Genomic DNA, 18,700 nt, shown 5'->3' on the forward strand with positions numbered 1-18,700 from the left:
GACCTCCTTAATAATAATTAATGCTCAAAAGTTTCTTTGAAACTCTTGTACTTTACAACATCAGCTCGTTTCATTTGCTGTGTTTCAAAGCAAAAGCGTAATGGGCGTGTTTAGTTTCGACAGAAAAATAGGAAAAATGAAGGTGGTATTTTTTTCCACAGTCAGTTTTTATCTTTTTCTAGGGAACTAGCCCATGAAGCTAGAAAAAATATTTCTATATAAAAAATAGCAGCACAAATATAAATAGATACGCAAATAGAATTTTAGCATTTTTTTTGAACTTTTTCCACAGGCAAATTGTGAATTGTGGAAAAAAAATTCACAGGAGGTTATAAACTTATCCACAAAGAAGAAATAAACCGTGGATTTCTTAAAGTATTTTTGTTTATCCACAATGCTTTCTGTAAAACAAAGGTAATAAATAAAGGGTTTTTAAGAAGTTATGCACAATTTGAAAACAAGATGTGTATAACTTTTTAACAGCCTGTTTTTTTGTGTAAAAGTGTGGAGAAAAGTTAAAATGAAATGTGCTTACTAAAAAAACTATCCACAAGTTATCCCTAAACCTTTCTGTTTTGTGGATAACTTAATATGAATAAGAAGAAAAATTAATTACTGAAAATTTATTGACAAACCTACCTAATACTAGTTATACTATCAAAGTATGTCTATGTATTGATGGATAGTTACAATTTCAGGAGGTGGAACAAGAGATGAAAAGAACGTATCAACCAAACAAACGCAAACGTCAAAAAGTTCACGGTTTCCGTAAACGCATGAGCACAAAAAATGGTCGCAACGTATTAGCGAGCAGACGTCGTAAAGGCAGAAAAGTTATTTCAGCATAATCTATGTTGATTTTAAATAACGAATCAAGTTTAAACTAAGAACCCTTTATTATCTTCACAATGTATATGTGAAAATAATAAAGGGTTCTTTGCTTTGAAACACCAAAGGTTTACTACTAAAGCAAATATTAGCAATGAAAAGCCAAGAAGAATCACAAAGCAGCATGACTTCACTACAGAAAAAACAACGTAAATCAAAGAATGCTTCCAGAATCTCCCATTCCCACAAAATAAAGTGAAAAAAAACCAAAAAAATGATAATATATGGAATTAGAGTCATGATGACCAAAATATCCAGAGATTTTCCCTGAAATTTGGAAAAAAATGATCGAAATATGCTATTATTGTAAAGTGAGTAAAAAAGAAAGATAGAAAGAAACAAAGGGATGCAAATGAAGAAATCCTATAGAGTTAAAAAAGAAAAAGAATTTCAAACAGTATTTCAGCATAAACAATCTTGTGCGAACCGCAGATTTGTTGTTTATGTATTGGAAAAACCGGAACAAAAGCATTTTCGGGTAGGAATATCCGTAGGGAAAAAAATCGGGAATGCGGTTGTTAGAAATGCTGTAAAACGCAAGGTCCGTACATCGATCTATCAATTAAAAGAATCAATCGATCCAACTTGTGATTTTATTATCATCGCAAGGCCAGGTGTTGACAAATTAACATCTGAAGAAATGCACAGCAACATCATGCATGTATTAAAACTTGCAAAAATTTTGAAATAAGAGAGGAACAGTTTTGTGAAGAAGTATAAACGCTTATTATTGATGGCAGGTTTAGTGGTACTGGTTTTCGTGTTATCTGCCTGTGGAACAGCCCCGATTAACGAGAATAGTACTGGAATTTGGGATCGCTATATTGTCTATTATTTTGCCGAAGCAATCAAATTCTTATCTGTTTCAGCAAATACAGGTATCGGGATCATCCTGTTTACATTAGTGATTCGGGTTATTTTATTACCATTGATGCATTTCCAAACGAAAAGCATGCGTAAAACCCAAGAATTACAACCTAAACTAAAAGCATTACAAAAACAATATTCATCAAAAGATCCAGAAACACAACGTTTATTCCGTGAAGAACAACAAAAATTATATGCCGAAAATAATGTAAATCCTTATGCAGGATGTTTACCTTTATTGATTCAAATGCCGATCATGATGGCGTTGTATCAATCAATCTCTCGGGTACCAGAATTGAAGCAGGGAAGTTTCATGTGGTTGAATTTAGGTCAACCAGACCCTTATCTGATCTTACCAATTCTTGCTGCGTTCTTTACTTTTGCAAGTACGTATTTAACAAGTATGAGTCAAATAGAATCAAATGCTTCATTAAAAATAATGAACTATGTAATGCCTGTCATGATTTTTGTAATGGGTATGAATTTAGCTAGTGGATTATCTCTTTACTGGGTGGTTTCTAATGCTTTCCAAGTAGGACAAACATTATTACTTAACAATCCATTTAAAATCCGCAAAGAGCGTGCAGAAGCAGAACGACAAGTAAAAGAACGCGAACGAGCATTGAAGAAAGCAATGAATCCTAAGAAAAAAAATAAGAAAAAATAAAAGGAGGTTTTCCAGATGCCGGTTTATGAGGGAAACACAATTGAAGAAGCAACAACTAAAGGGTTACACACACTAAATTTGTCAAAAGAAGATGTAGAGATCAACGTTATCGCTGATGCAAAGAAAGGTTTCTTGGGTTTTGGTAAAAAGCTTGCTCAAGTATCAATCGAACCTACTGTAAGTGAACAAATCTCAGAAGCAATTGACGAGACAGTTGAAGATATCATTGTGACAGATGAGGAAGTCAAAGTAGAAGCAGCGGTTGAAGAATTGCTGGCTGATAAAATATCAGATTCTGATTCCTCTGAACCAAAAGTCTTGGAAAACCTCGAAGATGAAGAAGCAATCACTGAATTGGCGATGTATTTAACTACGATTTCAAAAGAATTGAACGCACCAGCGTTGGTTCGCTTAGAACGTAAAGATGGATTGTTGGTTTTCCATTTAGATACAGACAAGCAAGGAATCTTGATCGGCAAACATGGGAAAGTCTTAAATGCCCTTCAATATTTGGCACAAGTTTTTGTTCATCGTGTGGCAGTGAATAAATTATCAGTCGTTGTAAATGTTGGTGATTATCGTGAAAAACGTCAAGCGATTTTACAACGTTTGGCAGAAAGAACAGCTGAAAAAGTTAAACAAACTGGACGACCAGTTTTTCTAGAACCGATGCCGGCGTTTGAAAGAAAACAAATTCATTTCACTTTGAGCAAAGATGAGGCTATAAAAACGCACTCAGAAGGTGATGAACCTTATCGCTATTTGGTTGTGGAACCTGCGAAAAAGCATTTTTAGTTAAATAAGAGTCCCTTTAAAAAGAAATTTTTAAGGGGACTTTTATTATTTAAATCCAGTTATTGAGCTGAAAAATAGATTGACAAATGTTTTCAAACGAAGTATATTTTATTACGAAATCATTCTTATCAACGTACAAAATACGATGATAAAGTAGTTGAAGCAGTCATGCTTCTTTCAGCCTGGTTCTTTTGGAATCAGGTTTTTTATTTTGCAACAAACGAGCTCGAATAAAGGTTTTTATTCTGTTTTTACGTTACTATACTGGGATTAACCAATCGTTGTTTGAGTAAACTGAACTACGGTTCCATAAGCAAAAATTTCTACAACCCATTTTCCGTGATACTCTACATATTTTTCCTCAAAATGACAATTGATGACAGCGTCTGCTTCATATTCAAAAGCAATTACTTTCAGTTGCCTGTAAACACCACTAAATACATCATTTGGATTGACCTCTGGTGAAAATAAGTCTGTCTCAATACGGTCTGTTGCAAAGACGATATCTCGGACAATATATTTTTTATTGACATTTCCAGTAGATAATGTGATTCCGCTTAAACGATCTTCCAATTCTTGTTCATTAAACTTATCTTTTTTCGAGTGTGTCATCCTAGGAACCCCCTTTTTTTATTAGGTTTATTTTAATAACAAAAGTGAATAAATGCAAAGCTAACGAATGGTTTAAGTAAACAAATAGTGTTGCGAAAAAAGAGAAAATATGCTATTCTATGTCAAGAAATTAATAGGAATTGATGCAGTGAAAGTGCTAGATCCAACCTGAAAAAACAGGGGTGGAGTGGGCGCTTTTTTTGTAGCTAAAATTTGATTTATACATAGCTTAAAAAAGATGAGTTGTTTAACGTAACTCTTATTACGCGAAAAATACCTCAATTCATTAATGAAAGGAAATCAATCATGCAACAAATAACGTTAGAATTCGATACGATCGCCGCAATTTCAACGCCTCCTGGCGAAGGAGCCATCAGCATTGTCCGTTTAAGTGGAGATGAAGCGATCAATATCGCAAATAAAGTATACCGTTCTGGCAGTAAACAATTGCTAGATGTGCCTACTCATACGATTCATTATGGACATATCTTTGATCCTAAAGATGATAGCTTACTAGATGAAGTGATGGTATCTGTGATGCGGGCACCGAAAACATTTACCAGAGAAGATGTTGTTGAAATCAACTGTCATGGTGGAATTGTTGTTGTTAACCAATTACTGCAGTTGTTGTTAAGAGAAGGTGCACGTTTGGCTGAACCTGGTGAATTTACGAAAAGAGCCTTTTTAAATGGACGGATGGATTTATCTCAAGCAGAAGCTGTAATGGATTTAATTCGAGCGAAAACCGATCGAGCGATGCATGTTGCTCTAGATCAATTAGACGGTAATTTGTCTTCTTTGATTCGCTCATTAAGACAAGAGATACTGGAAACGCTAGCTCAAGTTGAGGTAAATATTGATTATCCTGAATATGACGATGTAGAGGAATTAACGACCAAACTATTGTTGGAAAAAGCAGGTTTTGTCAAAGCTCAGATAGAAGGCTTATTAACAACTGCCAAACAAGGGAAAATCTTGCGTGAAGGGCTAAGTACAGCTATTATTGGACGACCTAATGTTGGAAAATCAAGTTTATTGAATCATTTGTTACGGGAAGAAAAAGCGATTGTAACCGATATTGCCGGAACCACCCGTGATGTAATAGAGGAATATGTCAATGTCCGTGGTGTGCCGCTGAAACTGATCGATACCGCTGGAATTCGAGAAACAGAAGATATAGTTGAGCGTATTGGTGTAGAGCGTAGCCGTAAAGCATTAGCTGAATCAGATCTGATTTTACTCGTTCTTAATCAAAACGATGTGTTAACTGAAGAAGATCGTCAGTTGTTAGCTGCAACAGAAGGTTTAAAACGTGTGATTTTACTGAATAAAATGGATCTACCATCCCAACTTGATCAAACAGAACTAAAAAAACTTGTAAAAGATGAAGAGATCTTACCTGTATCTGTGTTATCCAATACAGGCATGGAACAATTAGAATTAAAAATCGCTGATCTGTTTTTCGGCGGACAAACAGGAGAAAAAGATGCAACCTATGTATCCAATACCCGCCATATCGCATTACTTGATCAGGCAGCTATAGCGCTAGATGAAGTGATTCGTGGAATTGAAGCAGGAATGCCTGTGGACTTAGTTCAAATGGATATGACCCGCTGCTGGGACTTTTTAGGTGAAATCGTCGGTGACAGTGTTCAAGATGAACTGATCACCCAATTATTCAGTCAATTTTGTTTAGGAAAATAGAGAGGAAGAGTCGATGAATCAATTTAAAGCAGAATCTTATGACGTAATCGTAGTTGGAGCAGGACACGCAGGGTCAGAAGCCGCCTTAGCATCCGCTCGCATGGGCAGTAAAACACTGCTTTTAACAATCAATTTAGATATGGTGGCATTTATGCCATGTAATCCATCTGTGGGAGGACCTGCTAAAGGAGTCGTTGTCAGAGAAATCGATGCCTTAGGCGGAGAAATGGGGCACAATATAGACAAAACATACATCCAAATGCGAATGCTAAACACAGGAAAAGGTCCGGCCGTTCGCGCGTTGCGCGCCCAAGCGGACAAACATGCGTATGCCACTGAAATGAAGCACACTATCGAACGAACAGATAACTTATCCTTACGCCAAGGAATCGTAGAACGACTAATCGTGGAAGATGGTGTTTGCCAAGGCGTTATAACAACAACAGGCGCACAATACCACAGTAAAGCCGTAATCATTACAGCTGGAACAGCTCTCCGTGGTGAAATCATTATTGGTGAACTAAAATACTCTTCTGGTCCCAATAATTCTTTGCCATCAATTGGTTTAGCAGATCATTTGAAAGAATTAGGATTAGAAATGGATCGCTTTAAAACAGGGACACCGCCACGTGTAAAATCTAGCACGATCGACTATTCTGTTACAGAAGAACAACCAGGTGATAAAGAACCCAATCACTTTAGTTTCAGCACACCAGATGATGCATATAATTTAGATCAACGCTCTTGCTGGTTAACGTATACAAATGAAGGTACACATGAAATCATTCAAGATAATTTACATCGTGCACCAATGTTTACTGGAATCGTTGAAGGCGTAGGCGCTCGTTACTGTCCATCAATCGAAGACAAGATCGTCCGTTTTTCTGACAAACCCCGTCATCAATTATTTTTAGAGCCAGAGGGATTAAACACAGAAGAAGTTTACGTTCAAGGTCTGTCTACTTCATTACCAGAAGACGTACAAACAGATATTTTACATTCAATTGCAGGCTTAGAAAAAGCTGAAATGATGCGAACAGGTTATGCAATTGAGTATGATGTGGTCGTACCTCATCAATTGCGTCCAACACTGGAAACAAAAATCATCGAAAACCTATTTACAGCTGGACAAACCAACGGTACAAGCGGCTATGAAGAAGCAGCAGGACAAGGTCTGATTGCAGGAATCAATGCAGCGCTAAAAGTTCAAGACAAAGAACCTTTTGTAATGAAACGCAGCGACGGCTATATCGGTGTAATGATCGATGATTTGGTTACTAAGGGAACTAATGAGCCTTATCGTTTATTGACATCAAGAGCTGAATATCGTTTAATTTTACGTCATGATAATGCAGATTTACGTTTAACAGAAAAAGGTCATGAGATTGGTTTAGTAAAAGAAGAACAATACACAGCCTATCTTGAAAAGAAAAAAGCGGTAGAAGCTGAAATTGCTCGTTTAAGTTCAATCAGAGTGAAGCCTACAGCGGATGTACAAGCATTCTTAGAGGCGAAAGGTTCTGTTCCGTTGAAAGATGGGGTTTTAGCCAGTGACTTCTTAAAACGTCCAGAAATGAGCTATCACGAAGTGACTCAATTTATTCAAGCATCAGACGTAGAGTTAGAAGATAAAGTCATTGAACAAGTGGAAATTCAACTAAAATATGAAGGCTATATCAAAAAAGCGTTGGAAAAAGTCGATAAACTAAAACGAATGGAAGCAAAACGTATTCCAGAAAATATCGATTATGAAGCAATCAATGGTTTAGCGACAGAAGCTAAACAAAAATTACAAAAAATCCAACCAGAAACGATTGCCCAAGCAAGTCGAATCAGTGGTGTCAATCCAGCTGATGTGTCGATTTTGATGGTTTATATTGAACAAGGGAAGATAGCGAAGGTGAAGACAGAAAAGGCTTGATACTAAGCCTTTTTTTGTTTCATGTGAAACATTTAGAACTCATTGAATGCTATATTGAACGGTTGCAATGCAAAAAATCATAAAAGAAAGCATTCTTTTTGCATTTAGATAGTTTAAACCTTGTAACAAAGGTGTTTTAGCTTAAAAAGATTTTTTATTTTGACGGCATATGTTTGTGAAATGAATATTCAGAAGTATTTTATACCGTTCATTTTGATTGTTTTTGTTTTGTTATCCAGATTTTGTAATTAGAAGTTATATTTTATTTGTATATACTTTCCTTTCTGTTGTTATAAGATCAGATTAATCACATTGTCTACCGAGTTCTTAGTGGGAACCGTTCTAAAACTATTAGAAATTGTTTACTGGTCTGTTCTCATTTTCAAAGTATTTTTCCAACACAGGCAACACTTCTTACCATGATTGCGATTGTTCCCATACATCATAGAGCGCATAAATATCTTGGGGACTAATTTCTTTGATTGGTTGCTTGTTTTCTGTTTGACTCATTTTCTTCACTCCTTTAATTTTGATACACGAAAAAACGGTATCAGTGGTTGTTTCCTCACTAATACCGTTTCAATAACTTTTACATTTTCTAGTTGAAATGATTGTACACTTAAGAAACGGTCAAAAAGACTAGAAAAGTTCTTTGAATTTTTGTACAATAAATACAGCTAGCTTTCTGTTAGCTATTGGCAACTTGATTAGTGAGTTTGTACCTTACTAGTCAAGGCTTTATCACTTGATTACCAGTCTCGTGATAAAGTGCCTTTTTTATTTATTTTGTTGTAAAAATGCCTCCAAAATTCGTTTTACTGGTAAACTAGCATTTTTCAATAAATTTTCTGCTTTTTCGATTATTGCCTTGTCTGAAATAATCAAATTTCTATATGGTTCTCCATCAAATGAACGTAATGAATCTAAAGCATATTCAACTACCTCATCATTTTCATTTAGCAATTCTAATAATACATTGAAGCCATTCATACCTGTTTCCTCATCAATACAATAGGCTAACCTAATTTTATACTTCTCTTCCTTATTTTTTAAATTATGAGTTAAACCTTTCCAATCATTTTCTGTAAATTCACTTAATAATTCTCGTACATACAAAAATTCATCATCAAAAAAGTAATTGTCTGAACTATCCTCAGATAAAACTTCATCTACTTTTTCATACATTATTTTTTCCTCCTCTATTTAGTAAATCCTCCTGGAATTGGTGCATTTACTTTCCCTGTTGGATAACCACTTACAATATTATCTCCTAGCTTAATTACATCTATCTCTACACCGTCAACAATTGCTCTATGCCATGTTGCCCCGTCTCGTCCTCTAACACTGATTGTAGGAGAGTTCCCAACATCCTTAATACTATCTAAAATTTTAGTATCGCTCCATCCATCTGGAAAAACGGTACTATTTTTTATTTTAGAAAGATTTCCATCTGGAAATTGAGTAACAAGTTTGATGTCTTTTGTACCATCAGGATTAATTTTAATAGTTTCAGTTGCAAAGTTTGGATGATTATTGTTAATACTTGAAGAATGCCCACCAATTATTTCATTTTTAGTAGGGTTTTTCCTTTGACCCCAAAGGATTTTTTCTTCCATTTCTGGAGTAATAATTGAATTAGCCCCACTGGCTTTCTCTGGGCTGAAATATTCTTCTAATTTTATGTGTTAGAACATCGGTTCATCAATATTCTAACACATTTTCACTAGCTTACTGATTTCGGTTTTAATTCTGGTAATTCATAGACGACTTTTTTCTTCATCATCACGTAGATAATTCGAATAAGCTTTCGCATGATACAAATTAACGCTTGTATTTTTGTTTTTCCCTCGGATATCTTTTTCTCAAAGTACGCTCGATACACTGGATTTCGCGGTTTTCCCTTGTTTGTGAGATAAATTTGTTGTACGGCTAAAAAGTAAAGAGTAGAATAGAGATTTCTGTTCCCTTGTGACTTGTTTTGTACGTCTTTTCCTTTTCCCGCCGACACAAAATGTAAGGGGGCTACTCCGGCATAATTCGCTAATTTATGGGAACTAGAAAACCGGTGTATATCGCCGATATGGGCAACTAATGAACAAGCTGTTACGATATTCACACCCGGTATTGTTTCCAATTGATATCCTAGTTGTCGATACATGCTTGTTTCGAGCTTCTCAATACTTTTAATTTCTCCTAGGATAAAACGAATTTATTGCGCAATACTTCGAACAAGACAATCTCTTTCCTGTTGATAGTCTAAGGTTGGTTGCTTTTCTTGTTCTACTAAATCAAGAATTTTTATTGCTCGATTCGTTGAACAAGTGTTATGACTTGGAACTCGTAAAAATGCGCCTAATTCTTCCTCTGATACCTGTTTTAAATGATTAGCTGATGGAAATTTTTCGTAAAAAGCTAGGGAAGTGGCACAGGTTAATTCATGAAAAAAATGTTTATAACTTGGATAGGCAACTTGTAATTGTTCATGAAACTGTCGTGTCAGTCCACCTAAATTTTTGACTAACGCATTTCTTCGGTTCACAATGTGGCGCATTGTCCAATAATAATCTTGGGGCGTTGCGTCTGGTAATAGATGGGAACGTCTCATAAGAATAGCACTAATACATTGTGCGTCCCAACTATCATTTTTCTTAGTACTGGCATAACTCATTCGTTCCATAAAAGAGAGGGAGGGATTGACTTCTTTTACTAGATAGCTTTTATCTAATAGAAAAATAGAGAGATTTCTACCGTAGTGGGTTACGTCTTCCAATCCAAAAATTGGGATGAGTTCGCCTTTTTGTTTCAATTTGAAAGGTGATAACTATGTCTAAATTTTCAGAACGCCTTAAACAGCTTCGAACCGAGAAAAAGATGACACAACAGGCTCTCGCTGATTTAGTCGGTGTAAACAGAGTAACTTATACAAATTGGGAAAACGGCAAAAGAGAACCTGAACTTGATAAAGTGGTAGAACTTGCGACTGAACTAAATTCCACCGTTGATTATCTTCTAGGGAATTCAGATATTAATTATTTGGATATCTCTGAAAACGAACTAAAGAATTTAAGTAAAGAAGAAGCACAAACCTTATCAGACGAAATGAAAAAGAACTTATTTTCTATCTTTGATATTGGCAAAGATAAATTTAATATGACCGATGAAGAAATGGAAATGATGAAAGTTCTTGTGATAAAAAAATTTATGAAAGATATGGACGAAAAAGAAAGAAATAACACTTCTAATCCATAATACACTCTAATAAAAGTAAATGGTTCACTTCGTCGATTTCATCGCCATTGACTTTCATTCGTAGGCATGTACTTTTATCAGTGCCCGAGGAACTCACAAAATAGCTATCACTTTGGCTAGTTCCTCGAGCTTTTTTAGCCTAACATGCCTATCGTTTGCTTTAGCACTTAAATCTGTTCTTCTAAATTCTCCTTTCTTCACCCTCAGAATCTAGCAAAATAGGATTCCAAAACCTTTAAACCTTTTTCTTGCTTCGCAATTCTAACAACTGTTTTTCCATTCTCTCCATAGATTGGTTGAAATCTACGTAAAACAACGTAAATACTTGGGAACAGGCATAGTATTTTCTCGCAATCTGTTGTTTATCTACAGGTCTTTTTCTGTCACTGAAAAATCTTTCGAGTACGGGTAAAATTTCTTGCCATGATTGAAGCTGTTCCCACATATCATATAGGCTAAAAATATCTTGGTGGCTAATTTCTTTGATTGGTTGTTTATTTTCTGTTTGAATCATTTTCTTCACTCCTTCAATTTTTGATACACTAAAAAACGGTATCAGTGATTGTTTACTCACTAATACCGTTCACAATAGTTTATACAATGTAGCTGATTGTACTTCAAATAAACATTCAAAAAGACTAGAAAAGTCCTTTGAATTTTTGTACAATAAATACAGCTAGCTTTTGTTAGCTATTGGCAACTTGATTAGTGATTTCCAGCTTACTATTCAAGGCTTTACTATCCGACTCCAATCAGATAGTAAAGTGCCTTTTTTATTTTATTGATTATTCGGGATTTTGTTCTGTTGTTTTTTTCATGTAATCATGATAGGGGTCTTCTATATTATCTCCTACCTCTTCAATGGTATCTTCTATTTCTTCAAGTATTTCTGAAGATATATTTGAAGTATCTTTAATAGATTCTTTCATTTTGTTATAAGTCTTTTTCAATCCCAGATTTATTAATAATGATGTAATTATGTCCACATCATCATAATTCTCTGTATTCCATAAACCGCATAAAACATCATCTAATTCACTTCTTAGAGGCTCTTTCAAATTTTCGTAAGTATCCCCTTGTCTCATCATCAATTCATCTAGAATATCAAAAAATTCTTTCTTAGTTAATTTTTCATTTTTAAAGTCCGTAATAGCTTGTTCAAATAATAAATATAGTTTATCTACAGACACCCATGGCATTTCAGAGTAATCTTCTTTTTTCATGACTTTTTCCATTATTTTATTACCTCCCTTGAATTGGAACATGAACTTCATTTAAATTTTGTTTTTTTGTCCATAATCCATCAACAGTTACTTGTTTATTCCCTATCTTAATTTGAGCAGTCCACCTTGAACCTGATGATGAATTAGGAAATTTTGCTGCTGCAACAAGGTCTGGTTCATGCCATCTAATAATAGCCTTCTGACCATCAGATAATTGGAATTCATATTTCGCCCCATTTTTCATAGTATCTGTAGGTTTAAATGTGTTTGGGGTCCCTTCTGGCACCATATTTTGTAAATCTTTTAAACTTATTTCTCCATTGTCTAAAAGATTTTCAACTACTGTCCTAGTTTGGTCTCTATTTAAAGTTTCTACAGAATGTTTTCCAATCTCTGTTCCAGCCCCACTGGCTTTCTTATTAGTATTTCTACGTTTAGCATTTTGCGTTTTCCCTACATTAATTACACCTTTGACCATCACACCGATGGTAATCATGCTATTCGCTAACAAGGAAGCTTTTCCAAGCATTTCCGCTTGAGTTAATTTCTTTCCTGTTACACTATCAATCCCCGTAGCTAATTCTTTTATCAGGGTTGCATTTTGCTCATAGAATAATTCATCTACACCTTTTTGGCGATCGCCTTGAATGAAACTTAAGCCGTATTTATCAATCATTCGACTAAGCCATTTATTATAGGCTAAGGTTACATCAATATCTGCGGCTGTGGCGGAAGTCTTTCCTTTTTTCACCCACATCCACATTTTACCATACCCTAAATCAATTAATCTGTATTCCCGATCGCCTACATCTGGCTGTTTATCTTCATTGAGATTCTTTTCTTTCAATTGATTAAACCAGCTACTATCTACACCTGTAGGTAATTGATACGTGCCATCACGATTAACCACTGTATTATTCAGTACCAAGACACCTTGCATGGCAATATGCATATCGTTTAAGCTACTGGCAAAAAGACTATTCGTTTGTGAAGAAAACTGATGCAGTTTTTCTACCTTCTTTTGTAATTCTCGGATATCCTCTTCAAACGTATTGGACATACGATTCAGATTGTTTTGAACATCTAGCAAGGCATCTAAGACTTTCGCAACAGGATTACTTCGTGACAATGCTCTAGCAACAGCTGCAGAAGCATCAACGGAAGCTTTCATTGCTTTTTTTGTGGCAATTTGTTGGTTCAATTTGTCTTCATCTAGCATTCCTTCACTTGATATGTTCTGATCAGCATTCGTATATGTTTGTAATTCTTGCTCAATACGATCCATCGCTGATGTTACTTTGCTGATCGTTGGTAAAACTAAATCACTAAAGAGACCTTTTCCTGCGGTATAAGCAGCACCAGAAAGCGTTTTGCCATCTACTGCAGCAACCACTTTTTGACTGCCTGCTTTTAGTTGTTGAGAAGCCTCTTTCCCACTTTGGAGATTCTTTTTTAATGCACTGATTAATTGTGCTGAGTCTGAGCTAGAATAAATTAATCCCAAGGAATTTCACCTCTTTTTCTATAGAGCTCTTCGGTTTCATCATCGAGGACTTTTCTTTGTTTCGTATAACTTTCAGAGAGTTCTTCCACAGCTTCGCTTAATTGACGTTTAAACAAGTGTTCTTGTTCTTCGTTTTTTCTTTGTAATCGCAGGCTTTCTGGGTTTTCACGAAACTTTTCATCATTTAGCATGCTAAGTGCGCGATACCCTCTCTGTAAATCATCTTGCAACTGTTGCAAACTGTTTTCTATTTTTCGTTGGTCATTTTTTAAGTCATCAACGCTGTTTTCCTTCTCGATGATTAAACGATTATATGTTGCTCGTTCTTGTTCATTCTTATCCATGGTACAACCCCTTAAAACTTGATCTTACTATCTTCAATTGCCATAATTTCAGCTATCTTTGGAAATTTCTGACTCTGTTCTTTCACACAATCAACTAGCTGCGATAAATCCGATAGTAATTGATTCGTCACTTCTGTTCCTTTTTTCATACTACTGATGTTGCTTTTATCCAGAGAAACGTGAGTTCCTTTATTTACAGATACAGCGTTAATTCCTGTGGTTGCTCTAGTAGCAGCTCCAACATCTGAAGCAATATTCACCATTCGTTCCCTCCTTATTCTTGAGCGTAGTTCAAATTAATTTTACCATATAATCAAGATATCTGACATTCGTTAGAAATTTTTTTACTTATTTCATTCATTTTTCTTAAGATAGTTGATAATTTTACTCTGTTTGTAAATTATATTAGAATTGTCAGTTTAATTGTTTATACTACAGTTTTTTATTAATCTCCTAAACTCACATTTGCTTGTATTAAATAGCTTCTAAATTTATTTTGATTGCTTTATATTGAACAAGGGAAGATTGCAAAAACTACTTCTAAAAGTTAGTAATAGCAACGTTTCAACTCATTCCATATAAACCACCATGGTTTTGAATACGGTTTTAAAAATGCCATGTAATCAGAAAATTTTTCTGCAGTTTTATTCTGTTTTGCTTTGGTCACTTTGATATAAATATCTGTTGTGATTTTTGTTGATTTGTGACCTAATCTTTGGGAAACATTTTTGATACTTGCGCCACTTTCAAAAAGTAATGAAGCGTTAGTTTTTCTAAAATCATGTACTCGGATTATTTTCATGTCTGGGAAGTGTTTTTTTACTCGATATAAAACAGAGTTGCTAAATACCACATTGTTCTCAAAATGCTTATCTCTTATACCTAGAGAAAGTTTTTGCTGGACGATGTGGTTTTTCTGTTAGAGGATTCTGTTTTTGTATCTTGAATTATTGGTTCACCGCTTTTTAGTTCTGCAAGAGTTTTATTGATATCAATAATTTGATTATCAAAATCAATATCTTTCCATGTATCAGGCAGAATTATTAAATGGTATAGAAGGGATACTTGTTGGAAAAATTGAAGACTTTGCTGCCAGTCATTATCAACAGTTAGTTGAATGTAAGGTTGTTAGGAATAGTGAAGGAGTATTTCAAGTGGATTCTCAAACTCTGACTAATTTAGCAGTTTGATTTTATTGTTATGCCCGTGGTAATTGAGATTTTAATTTGACTAAGATATTGACTAAGAAAAAACTTTTTCTAGTGGTATATAATGGTAAAATTTGTACTATTTTTTGTTCGGAAATGCCTGTATGGTGCGTTTTAGTTTGTAGTGGTTATTAAAATGCCGAATAATCTAATATGTTCTATTTTTAATAAAAACATGCATAAATATCATGTTTTTTATACATTATAAAAAAAGAGATTGACTTTTCATTTTCATTAAAATATTATTAGATTGATGAGTTTAAGGTGTTTTTTTGGTGATTCTTTTATAAGACTTGATGGGGGACAATGTATTATGAAGTGGAAAGTTTCAGCAATTCTGTTCATTTTTTTATTTTTAGTAGGAGGATATATGTATCAGAAAAGAAGAATAGATTCACCTAAAAATTATGTAGTGAATTCAGTTCCGCCTATGCTGGTTATTGGAGATATTGTTTCAAAAGATGAGTTAAATTTTACAATAAAGATTACTTCTACTGAAGTTGATGAAATTGTAGTGAGCTCATTAGTAAAAATTGATCTTGAAAAAACTTCATTTGATCAGTCCGGAGAGAAAGCTACCAAGAAAAAATATTCAGTTTTTTGAAAAATATAGAGCCGAAATCTCATGTTGAAATATTGGTAAATCCCAATGAAATATTATCAGACCACAAAATATCAGTAAACTCATTATCAAATATAACAATTGGAGATAAATGGGTCAAATGAAAAAAATGTTAAAACTAAAAGTGTTAGGATTGTTGTTTAGTGGTATTCTATTATCTAGTAACACAGTTACTTAGGCATCTGAAGTTTTCTACACAGAAGATAACACTGTGAAGATAGAAAGTACAACTAAGGATCACAAGAAGTATATGCTAGAGTAGCGCTTGATTTTGCAAATGGCATTATTCCAGATAAAAATTTAATAGATACGGTGCTGTAGTAGCTGAAAGATGGGGAACGGCACATGAATATGGTACAAGTGGTCCATATACACAAATGGATTTAGCAAACAATGCTGCTGGAAGAAATACTTATAATGAGTGTAGAAATTTTACTATTGGACTAATGGGTAGAAGACCAGGGGCTAAAGATATGGCTGATTGGACAGTGAAAATGATTTTTAATAGACGATTGTACAAACTAAATTCTGCTAGAACGGGATTAATTGCTACAACTGGTGCAGGATATACAGGAAAAGTTTATCATTAATAGAAAGGTAATAGGATGAAGATATTTAAATCTAAACAATTTTTAGTAGGGATAGTTGGAGTATTATTATGTGGAATGCTTTTTTATAAGTATTTGCGCTTATTCCATGGAGAAATTTTTCCAGTGGATAATAAATTTATAGTGGAAAACCAAACGAACTACGAGATTGAAAAACTAAAGATATATCAGAGTTTGAGAGTATCTGAATCCAATTTGAAAATTTCCTTAGATGATACTCTTCTTGCTAGCTATCCTGATTTGAAAAATGGAGATAAGAAAGTCCTATATTACGAAAAAGAGATACCTAGTGATGGAAATCTTGTTTTAATCTATGAAACGAAAGATGGGAAGAAAAAATATCAATTTGGTAGTGAATATTTGCCATACGGTACACGATGGAGTGAAACGAAGTTTAATATTACTAATGATGATAGTTTTTTTGAGTAAATAACGTTTATTGATAGCTTTTCCTTTTGGAGAGGCTATTTATTTATGCCCGTGGTGATAAAAACGCCGAATATATCCAGCAAGGGAAGATAGCGTAGAATGTTGCTGAACCAATAGTTAAAATCTGTCTAATGTATACCAAGTATCTTGTGAATTCAAAAAAGTTTTCGGCTGTTTTGTTTTTGACACTATGATTATGTACATAAATTGTTGAAGACTAAAAAATACTGTATTTATCGTAAGGTAGGATAGAATGTGTATTACATAAATTAAGTGATTTTAAAGATAGATAAGAGTGCAAAACAATAGATAAAGTAAAATATCCAAATGATTCTGAACGAGATTGTATATTCGGTTGATCCCAATTTTAAAGATAAACGGTAAGGATTTCAACAGGATGTTAAAAGAAACGTTCCCAAACAGTCCTTCTCAAGGAGGTATTGTGTTGTAGTATGTTGGAGATGTTATCAATAACCACCCCAATTGGACTATTAATCAGTTATCTGGTTATTCTCAAGCTTTTTTTGTTTCATGTGAAACATTTAAGTAAAATACTCACTGCTTTTCTCCTCAAATACAACATTAATAATGGCAGTATCAGGATCTAATACATAGTTATTAGATTTTTTTTGCGTCAATTATCAAACAAACATGAAAGTTTTTCGGGAGAATATCAACAGTATTAGGAGAAATTTTTACAGTAAAATCAACTCATAAAGAAAAATTAAAAAGAAAGGGAGCGAGACAAATACGTACAATAAAAACAATCGAAGATTTTTGGGAAGTAATCGATGAAATAAGAATAGAAAAGCAACTAAATTGGTCTGAGTTAGTCGGGGGAAAGGCGCAACAAGCTGCCAGTAAAAAATGGAATCCTCCACTAACGTACATTCTTCAAATACAAAGAAAATTAGATGTAGACATCATTAACACGTTCGCATATCAGTTGTTTGAATCAAAAATTTTTCTAAATAAAGATCCAGAGACACCGAAGAAGATGGCGATGATTTATAAAAGGATTCAACAAGCTGATTGGATGGAAGATGAAGAGACGGTTCAAAAGGTTCAAGAAATAGCTAGAACGATTATTTGAAAAAAGTTTTCGTAACAGGCATTTTAAGAATCATTATATAAAATATCAAAATAAGTTCGCTGTCTTTACCAAAGTAAAGTGAATAGTAAAGGAGTATAAATGAATGTATGATTTAGAAAAAATGATCAAATGGATGACTGATCGCAAAGGAAAGGTTACTTATTCAATGAACGCACGCCTAGGCCCTGATAGTTATGACTGTTCCAGCGCCGTTTATTTATCTTTAATTAGTGGCGGATTTTTGCAAAATGGAACAATGGGGAATACAGATACACTTTTTGTCCATCTTGAAAAAGCTGGTTGGACTCAGGTAAAAGCAGATGCATCGGGCAACTATCCAGCTAGAAAAGGAGATGTTTTTATTTGGGGAACCCGTGGCTCTTCTGGGGGTGCAGCAGGTCATACTGGAATTTTTATTGATAATCAAGATAATATCATTCACTGTAACTATGGCTACAATGGTATCACAATAAATGATCATGATACGATCTGGTCGTTAAATGGTTGTCCGACAATTACTATTTATCGCTATGGAAAAAATGAAAGTATTCCGCAAAAACCGCAGCTAAATAACCCAAAACCTGCGCCTCAAGAACAGCAGTCTGGATTGATTCCGATGAAAGGAACCTTTTATCCTGATAGACAATTGGCGGTCAGTAAAGACACGAATCCAGATGACAAACTTAGCCCGGCGCTAGATTATTATTTATCTGGAATGAGCATCAATTATGATCACTATATTCATAGTAATGGCTATGTTTGGATCAGTTATACGGACTCTGGTACCAACCGACGCTATGTCGCAGTAGGGCCAGATGATGGACAGACGGATACGACATGGGGAAAAGGTTTCTTTAATTGACCTATTATGGAGTTGAAAAAGGGAGCTGTGAAAGCACATATTATAGAAAACAAAATGAAATTCAGACTTTAACCAAACAATCGTAAAAAATAAACCAATCTTTC

At 34.4% G+C, this 18,700-nt stretch carries 21 protein-coding genes and 1 pseudogene; 11 read left to right on the forward strand and 11 right to left on the reverse strand.

Annotated elements, in window-relative coordinates; all coding sequences use genetic code 11:
- The first annotated feature begins 713 nt into the window (after nucleotides 1–713).
- The 4 genes from rpmH (at nucleotide 714) to jag (ending at nucleotide 3,217) form a co-directional block, all read left to right on the forward strand.
- Nucleotides 714–848 (forward strand): 50S ribosomal protein L34, encoded by a 135-nt coding sequence (gene rpmH, locus BCR23_RS09335; protein ID WP_010762140.1) that lies wholly within the window; start codon nucleotides 714–716, stop codon nucleotides 846–848.
- Between the two features lie 392 nt (nucleotides 849–1,240).
- The gene (gene rnpA, locus BCR23_RS09340) at nucleotides 1,241–1,579 is read left to right on the forward strand and encodes a ribonuclease P protein component (RefSeq protein ID WP_069635292.1); all 339 of its coding nucleotides are present in this window, start codon (nucleotides 1,241–1,243) and stop codon (nucleotides 1,577–1,579) included.
- 15 nt (nucleotides 1,580–1,594) lie between these two features.
- Complete coding sequence (locus tag BCR23_RS09345; protein ID WP_069635223.1) at nucleotides 1,595–2,422, forward strand: YidC/Oxa1 family membrane protein insertase; 828 nt, start codon at nucleotides 1,595–1,597, stop codon at nucleotides 2,420–2,422.
- Nucleotides 2,423–2,437: 15 nt separating this feature from the next.
- Nucleotides 2,438–3,217, forward strand: coding sequence for an RNA-binding cell elongation regulator Jag/EloR (gene jag, locus BCR23_RS09350; protein WP_069635224.1), 780 nt, complete (start codon nucleotides 2,438–2,440; stop codon nucleotides 3,215–3,217).
- Between the two features lie 270 nt (nucleotides 3,218–3,487).
- Here the strand turns inward: jag and BCR23_RS09355 are convergent, their stop codons facing one another.
- Entirely contained in the window at nucleotides 3,488–3,829 is a 342-nt protein-coding gene (locus BCR23_RS09355) for a hypothetical protein (protein ID WP_069635225.1), read from the reverse strand.
- A gap of 306 nt (nucleotides 3,830–4,135) precedes the next feature.
- On the opposite strand from BCR23_RS09355, the gene mnmE reads away from it, so the two are divergent.
- Together mnmE and mnmG are read left to right on the forward strand one after the other, a co-directional pair.
- Nucleotides 4,136–5,533: a tRNA uridine-5-carboxymethylaminomethyl(34) synthesis GTPase MnmE gene (mnmE, locus tag BCR23_RS09360; protein ID WP_069635226.1), complete on the forward strand. Its 1,398-nt coding sequence runs from the start codon at nucleotides 4,136–4,138 to the stop codon at nucleotides 5,531–5,533.
- 13 nt (nucleotides 5,534–5,546) lie between these two features.
- Nucleotides 5,547–7,454, forward strand: a complete 1,908-nt coding sequence (gene mnmG, locus BCR23_RS09365) for a tRNA uridine-5-carboxymethylaminomethyl(34) synthesis enzyme MnmG (RefSeq protein WP_069635227.1) — start codon at nucleotides 5,547–5,549, stop codon at nucleotides 7,452–7,454.
- Nucleotides 7,455–8,231: 777 nt separating this feature from the next.
- Here the strand turns inward: mnmG and BCR23_RS09370 are convergent.
- The 4 genes from BCR23_RS09370 to BCR23_RS09385 form a co-directional block, all read right to left on the reverse strand.
- Nucleotides 8,232–8,639 carry a hypothetical protein gene (locus BCR23_RS09370; protein WP_069635228.1) on the reverse strand — a complete coding sequence of 136 codons (408 nt, stop codon included), beginning with the start codon at nucleotides 8,637–8,639 and terminating at the stop codon, nucleotides 8,232–8,234.
- 14 nt (nucleotides 8,640–8,653) lie between these two features.
- Complete coding sequence (locus tag BCR23_RS09375) at nucleotides 8,654–9,070, reverse strand: EndoU domain-containing protein (RefSeq protein WP_069635229.1); 417 nt, start codon at nucleotides 9,068–9,070, stop codon at nucleotides 8,654–8,656.
- Nucleotides 9,071–9,177: 107 nt separating this feature from the next.
- Nucleotides 9,178–9,612 carry a transposase gene (locus BCR23_RS09380; RefSeq protein ID WP_071870053.1) on the reverse strand — a complete coding sequence of 145 codons (435 nt, stop codon included), beginning with the start codon at nucleotides 9,610–9,612 and terminating at the stop codon, nucleotides 9,178–9,180.
- Between the two features lie 51 nt (nucleotides 9,613–9,663).
- Complete coding sequence (locus tag BCR23_RS09385) at nucleotides 9,664–10,260, reverse strand: IS110 family transposase (RefSeq protein WP_071870054.1); 597 nt, start codon at nucleotides 10,258–10,260, stop codon at nucleotides 9,664–9,666.
- 17 nt (nucleotides 10,261–10,277) lie between these two features.
- Between BCR23_RS09385 and BCR23_RS09390 the strand changes: the two genes are divergently transcribed.
- Entirely contained in the window at nucleotides 10,278–10,703 is a 426-nt protein-coding gene (locus tag BCR23_RS09390) for a helix-turn-helix domain-containing protein (RefSeq protein WP_069635232.1), read from the forward strand.
- 235 nt (nucleotides 10,704–10,938) lie between these two features.
- Here the strand turns inward: BCR23_RS09390 and BCR23_RS09395 are convergent, their stop codons facing one another.
- The 6 genes and pseudogenes from BCR23_RS09395 to BCR23_RS15015 form a co-directional block, all read right to left on the reverse strand.
- Nucleotides 10,939–11,217 (reverse strand): hypothetical protein, encoded by a 279-nt coding sequence (locus BCR23_RS09395; RefSeq protein ID WP_083241931.1) that lies wholly within the window; start codon nucleotides 11,215–11,217, stop codon nucleotides 10,939–10,941.
- A gap of 271 nt (nucleotides 11,218–11,488) precedes the next feature.
- Nucleotides 11,489–11,938 carry a hypothetical protein gene (locus BCR23_RS09400; RefSeq protein WP_069635233.1) on the reverse strand — a complete coding sequence of 150 codons (450 nt, stop codon included), beginning with the start codon at nucleotides 11,936–11,938 and terminating at the stop codon, nucleotides 11,489–11,491.
- Nucleotides 11,939–11,945: 7 nt separating this feature from the next.
- Nucleotides 11,946–13,430, reverse strand: a complete 1,485-nt coding sequence (locus BCR23_RS09405; protein ID WP_069635234.1) for a T7SS effector LXG polymorphic toxin — start codon at nucleotides 13,428–13,430, stop codon at nucleotides 11,946–11,948.
- Nucleotides 13,421–13,774, reverse strand: a complete 354-nt coding sequence (locus BCR23_RS09410) for a hypothetical protein (RefSeq protein ID WP_069635235.1) — start codon at nucleotides 13,772–13,774, stop codon at nucleotides 13,421–13,423. Before BCR23_RS09410 ends, BCR23_RS09405 begins: the two co-directional genes overlap by 10 nt.
- Before the next feature lie 11 nt (nucleotides 13,775–13,785).
- Nucleotides 13,786–14,037, reverse strand: a complete 252-nt coding sequence (locus BCR23_RS09415) for a hypothetical protein (protein ID WP_069635236.1) — start codon at nucleotides 14,035–14,037, stop codon at nucleotides 13,786–13,788.
- Between the two features lie 347 nt (nucleotides 14,038–14,384).
- A pseudogene (locus BCR23_RS15015) lies at nucleotides 14,385–14,588 on the reverse strand (tyrosine-type recombinase/integrase); the annotation flags it as partial.
- Between the two features lie 707 nt (nucleotides 14,589–15,295).
- Here BCR23_RS15015 and BCR23_RS09425 point away from each other — a divergent pair.
- The 4 genes from BCR23_RS09425 (at nucleotide 15,296) to BCR23_RS09445 (ending at nucleotide 18,596) form a co-directional block, all read left to right on the forward strand.
- Nucleotides 15,296–15,586 carry a hypothetical protein gene (locus tag BCR23_RS09425; RefSeq protein WP_069635238.1) on the forward strand — a complete coding sequence of 97 codons (291 nt, stop codon included), beginning with the start codon at nucleotides 15,296–15,298 and terminating at the stop codon, nucleotides 15,584–15,586.
- Nucleotides 15,587–15,981: 395 nt separating this feature from the next.
- A complete protein-coding gene (locus BCR23_RS09430; protein WP_069635239.1) occupies nucleotides 15,982–16,194 on the forward strand; it encodes a hypothetical protein in 213 nt (70 codons plus the stop codon).
- A gap of 15 nt (nucleotides 16,195–16,209) precedes the next feature.
- Entirely contained in the window at nucleotides 16,210–16,641 is a 432-nt protein-coding gene (locus BCR23_RS09435; protein WP_069635240.1) for a hypothetical protein, read from the forward strand.
- A gap of 1,196 nt (nucleotides 16,642–17,837) precedes the next feature.
- Nucleotides 17,838–18,596, forward strand: coding sequence for a peptidoglycan amidohydrolase family protein (locus BCR23_RS09445; protein WP_069635242.1), 759 nt, complete (start codon nucleotides 17,838–17,840; stop codon nucleotides 18,594–18,596).
- The last annotated feature ends 104 nt before the right edge of the window (nucleotides 18,597–18,700 follow it).

The organism is Enterococcus quebecensis, assembly GCF_001730365.1.
Classification (GTDB): domain Bacteria; phylum Bacillota; class Bacilli; order Lactobacillales; family Enterococcaceae; genus Enterococcus_L; species Enterococcus_L quebecensis.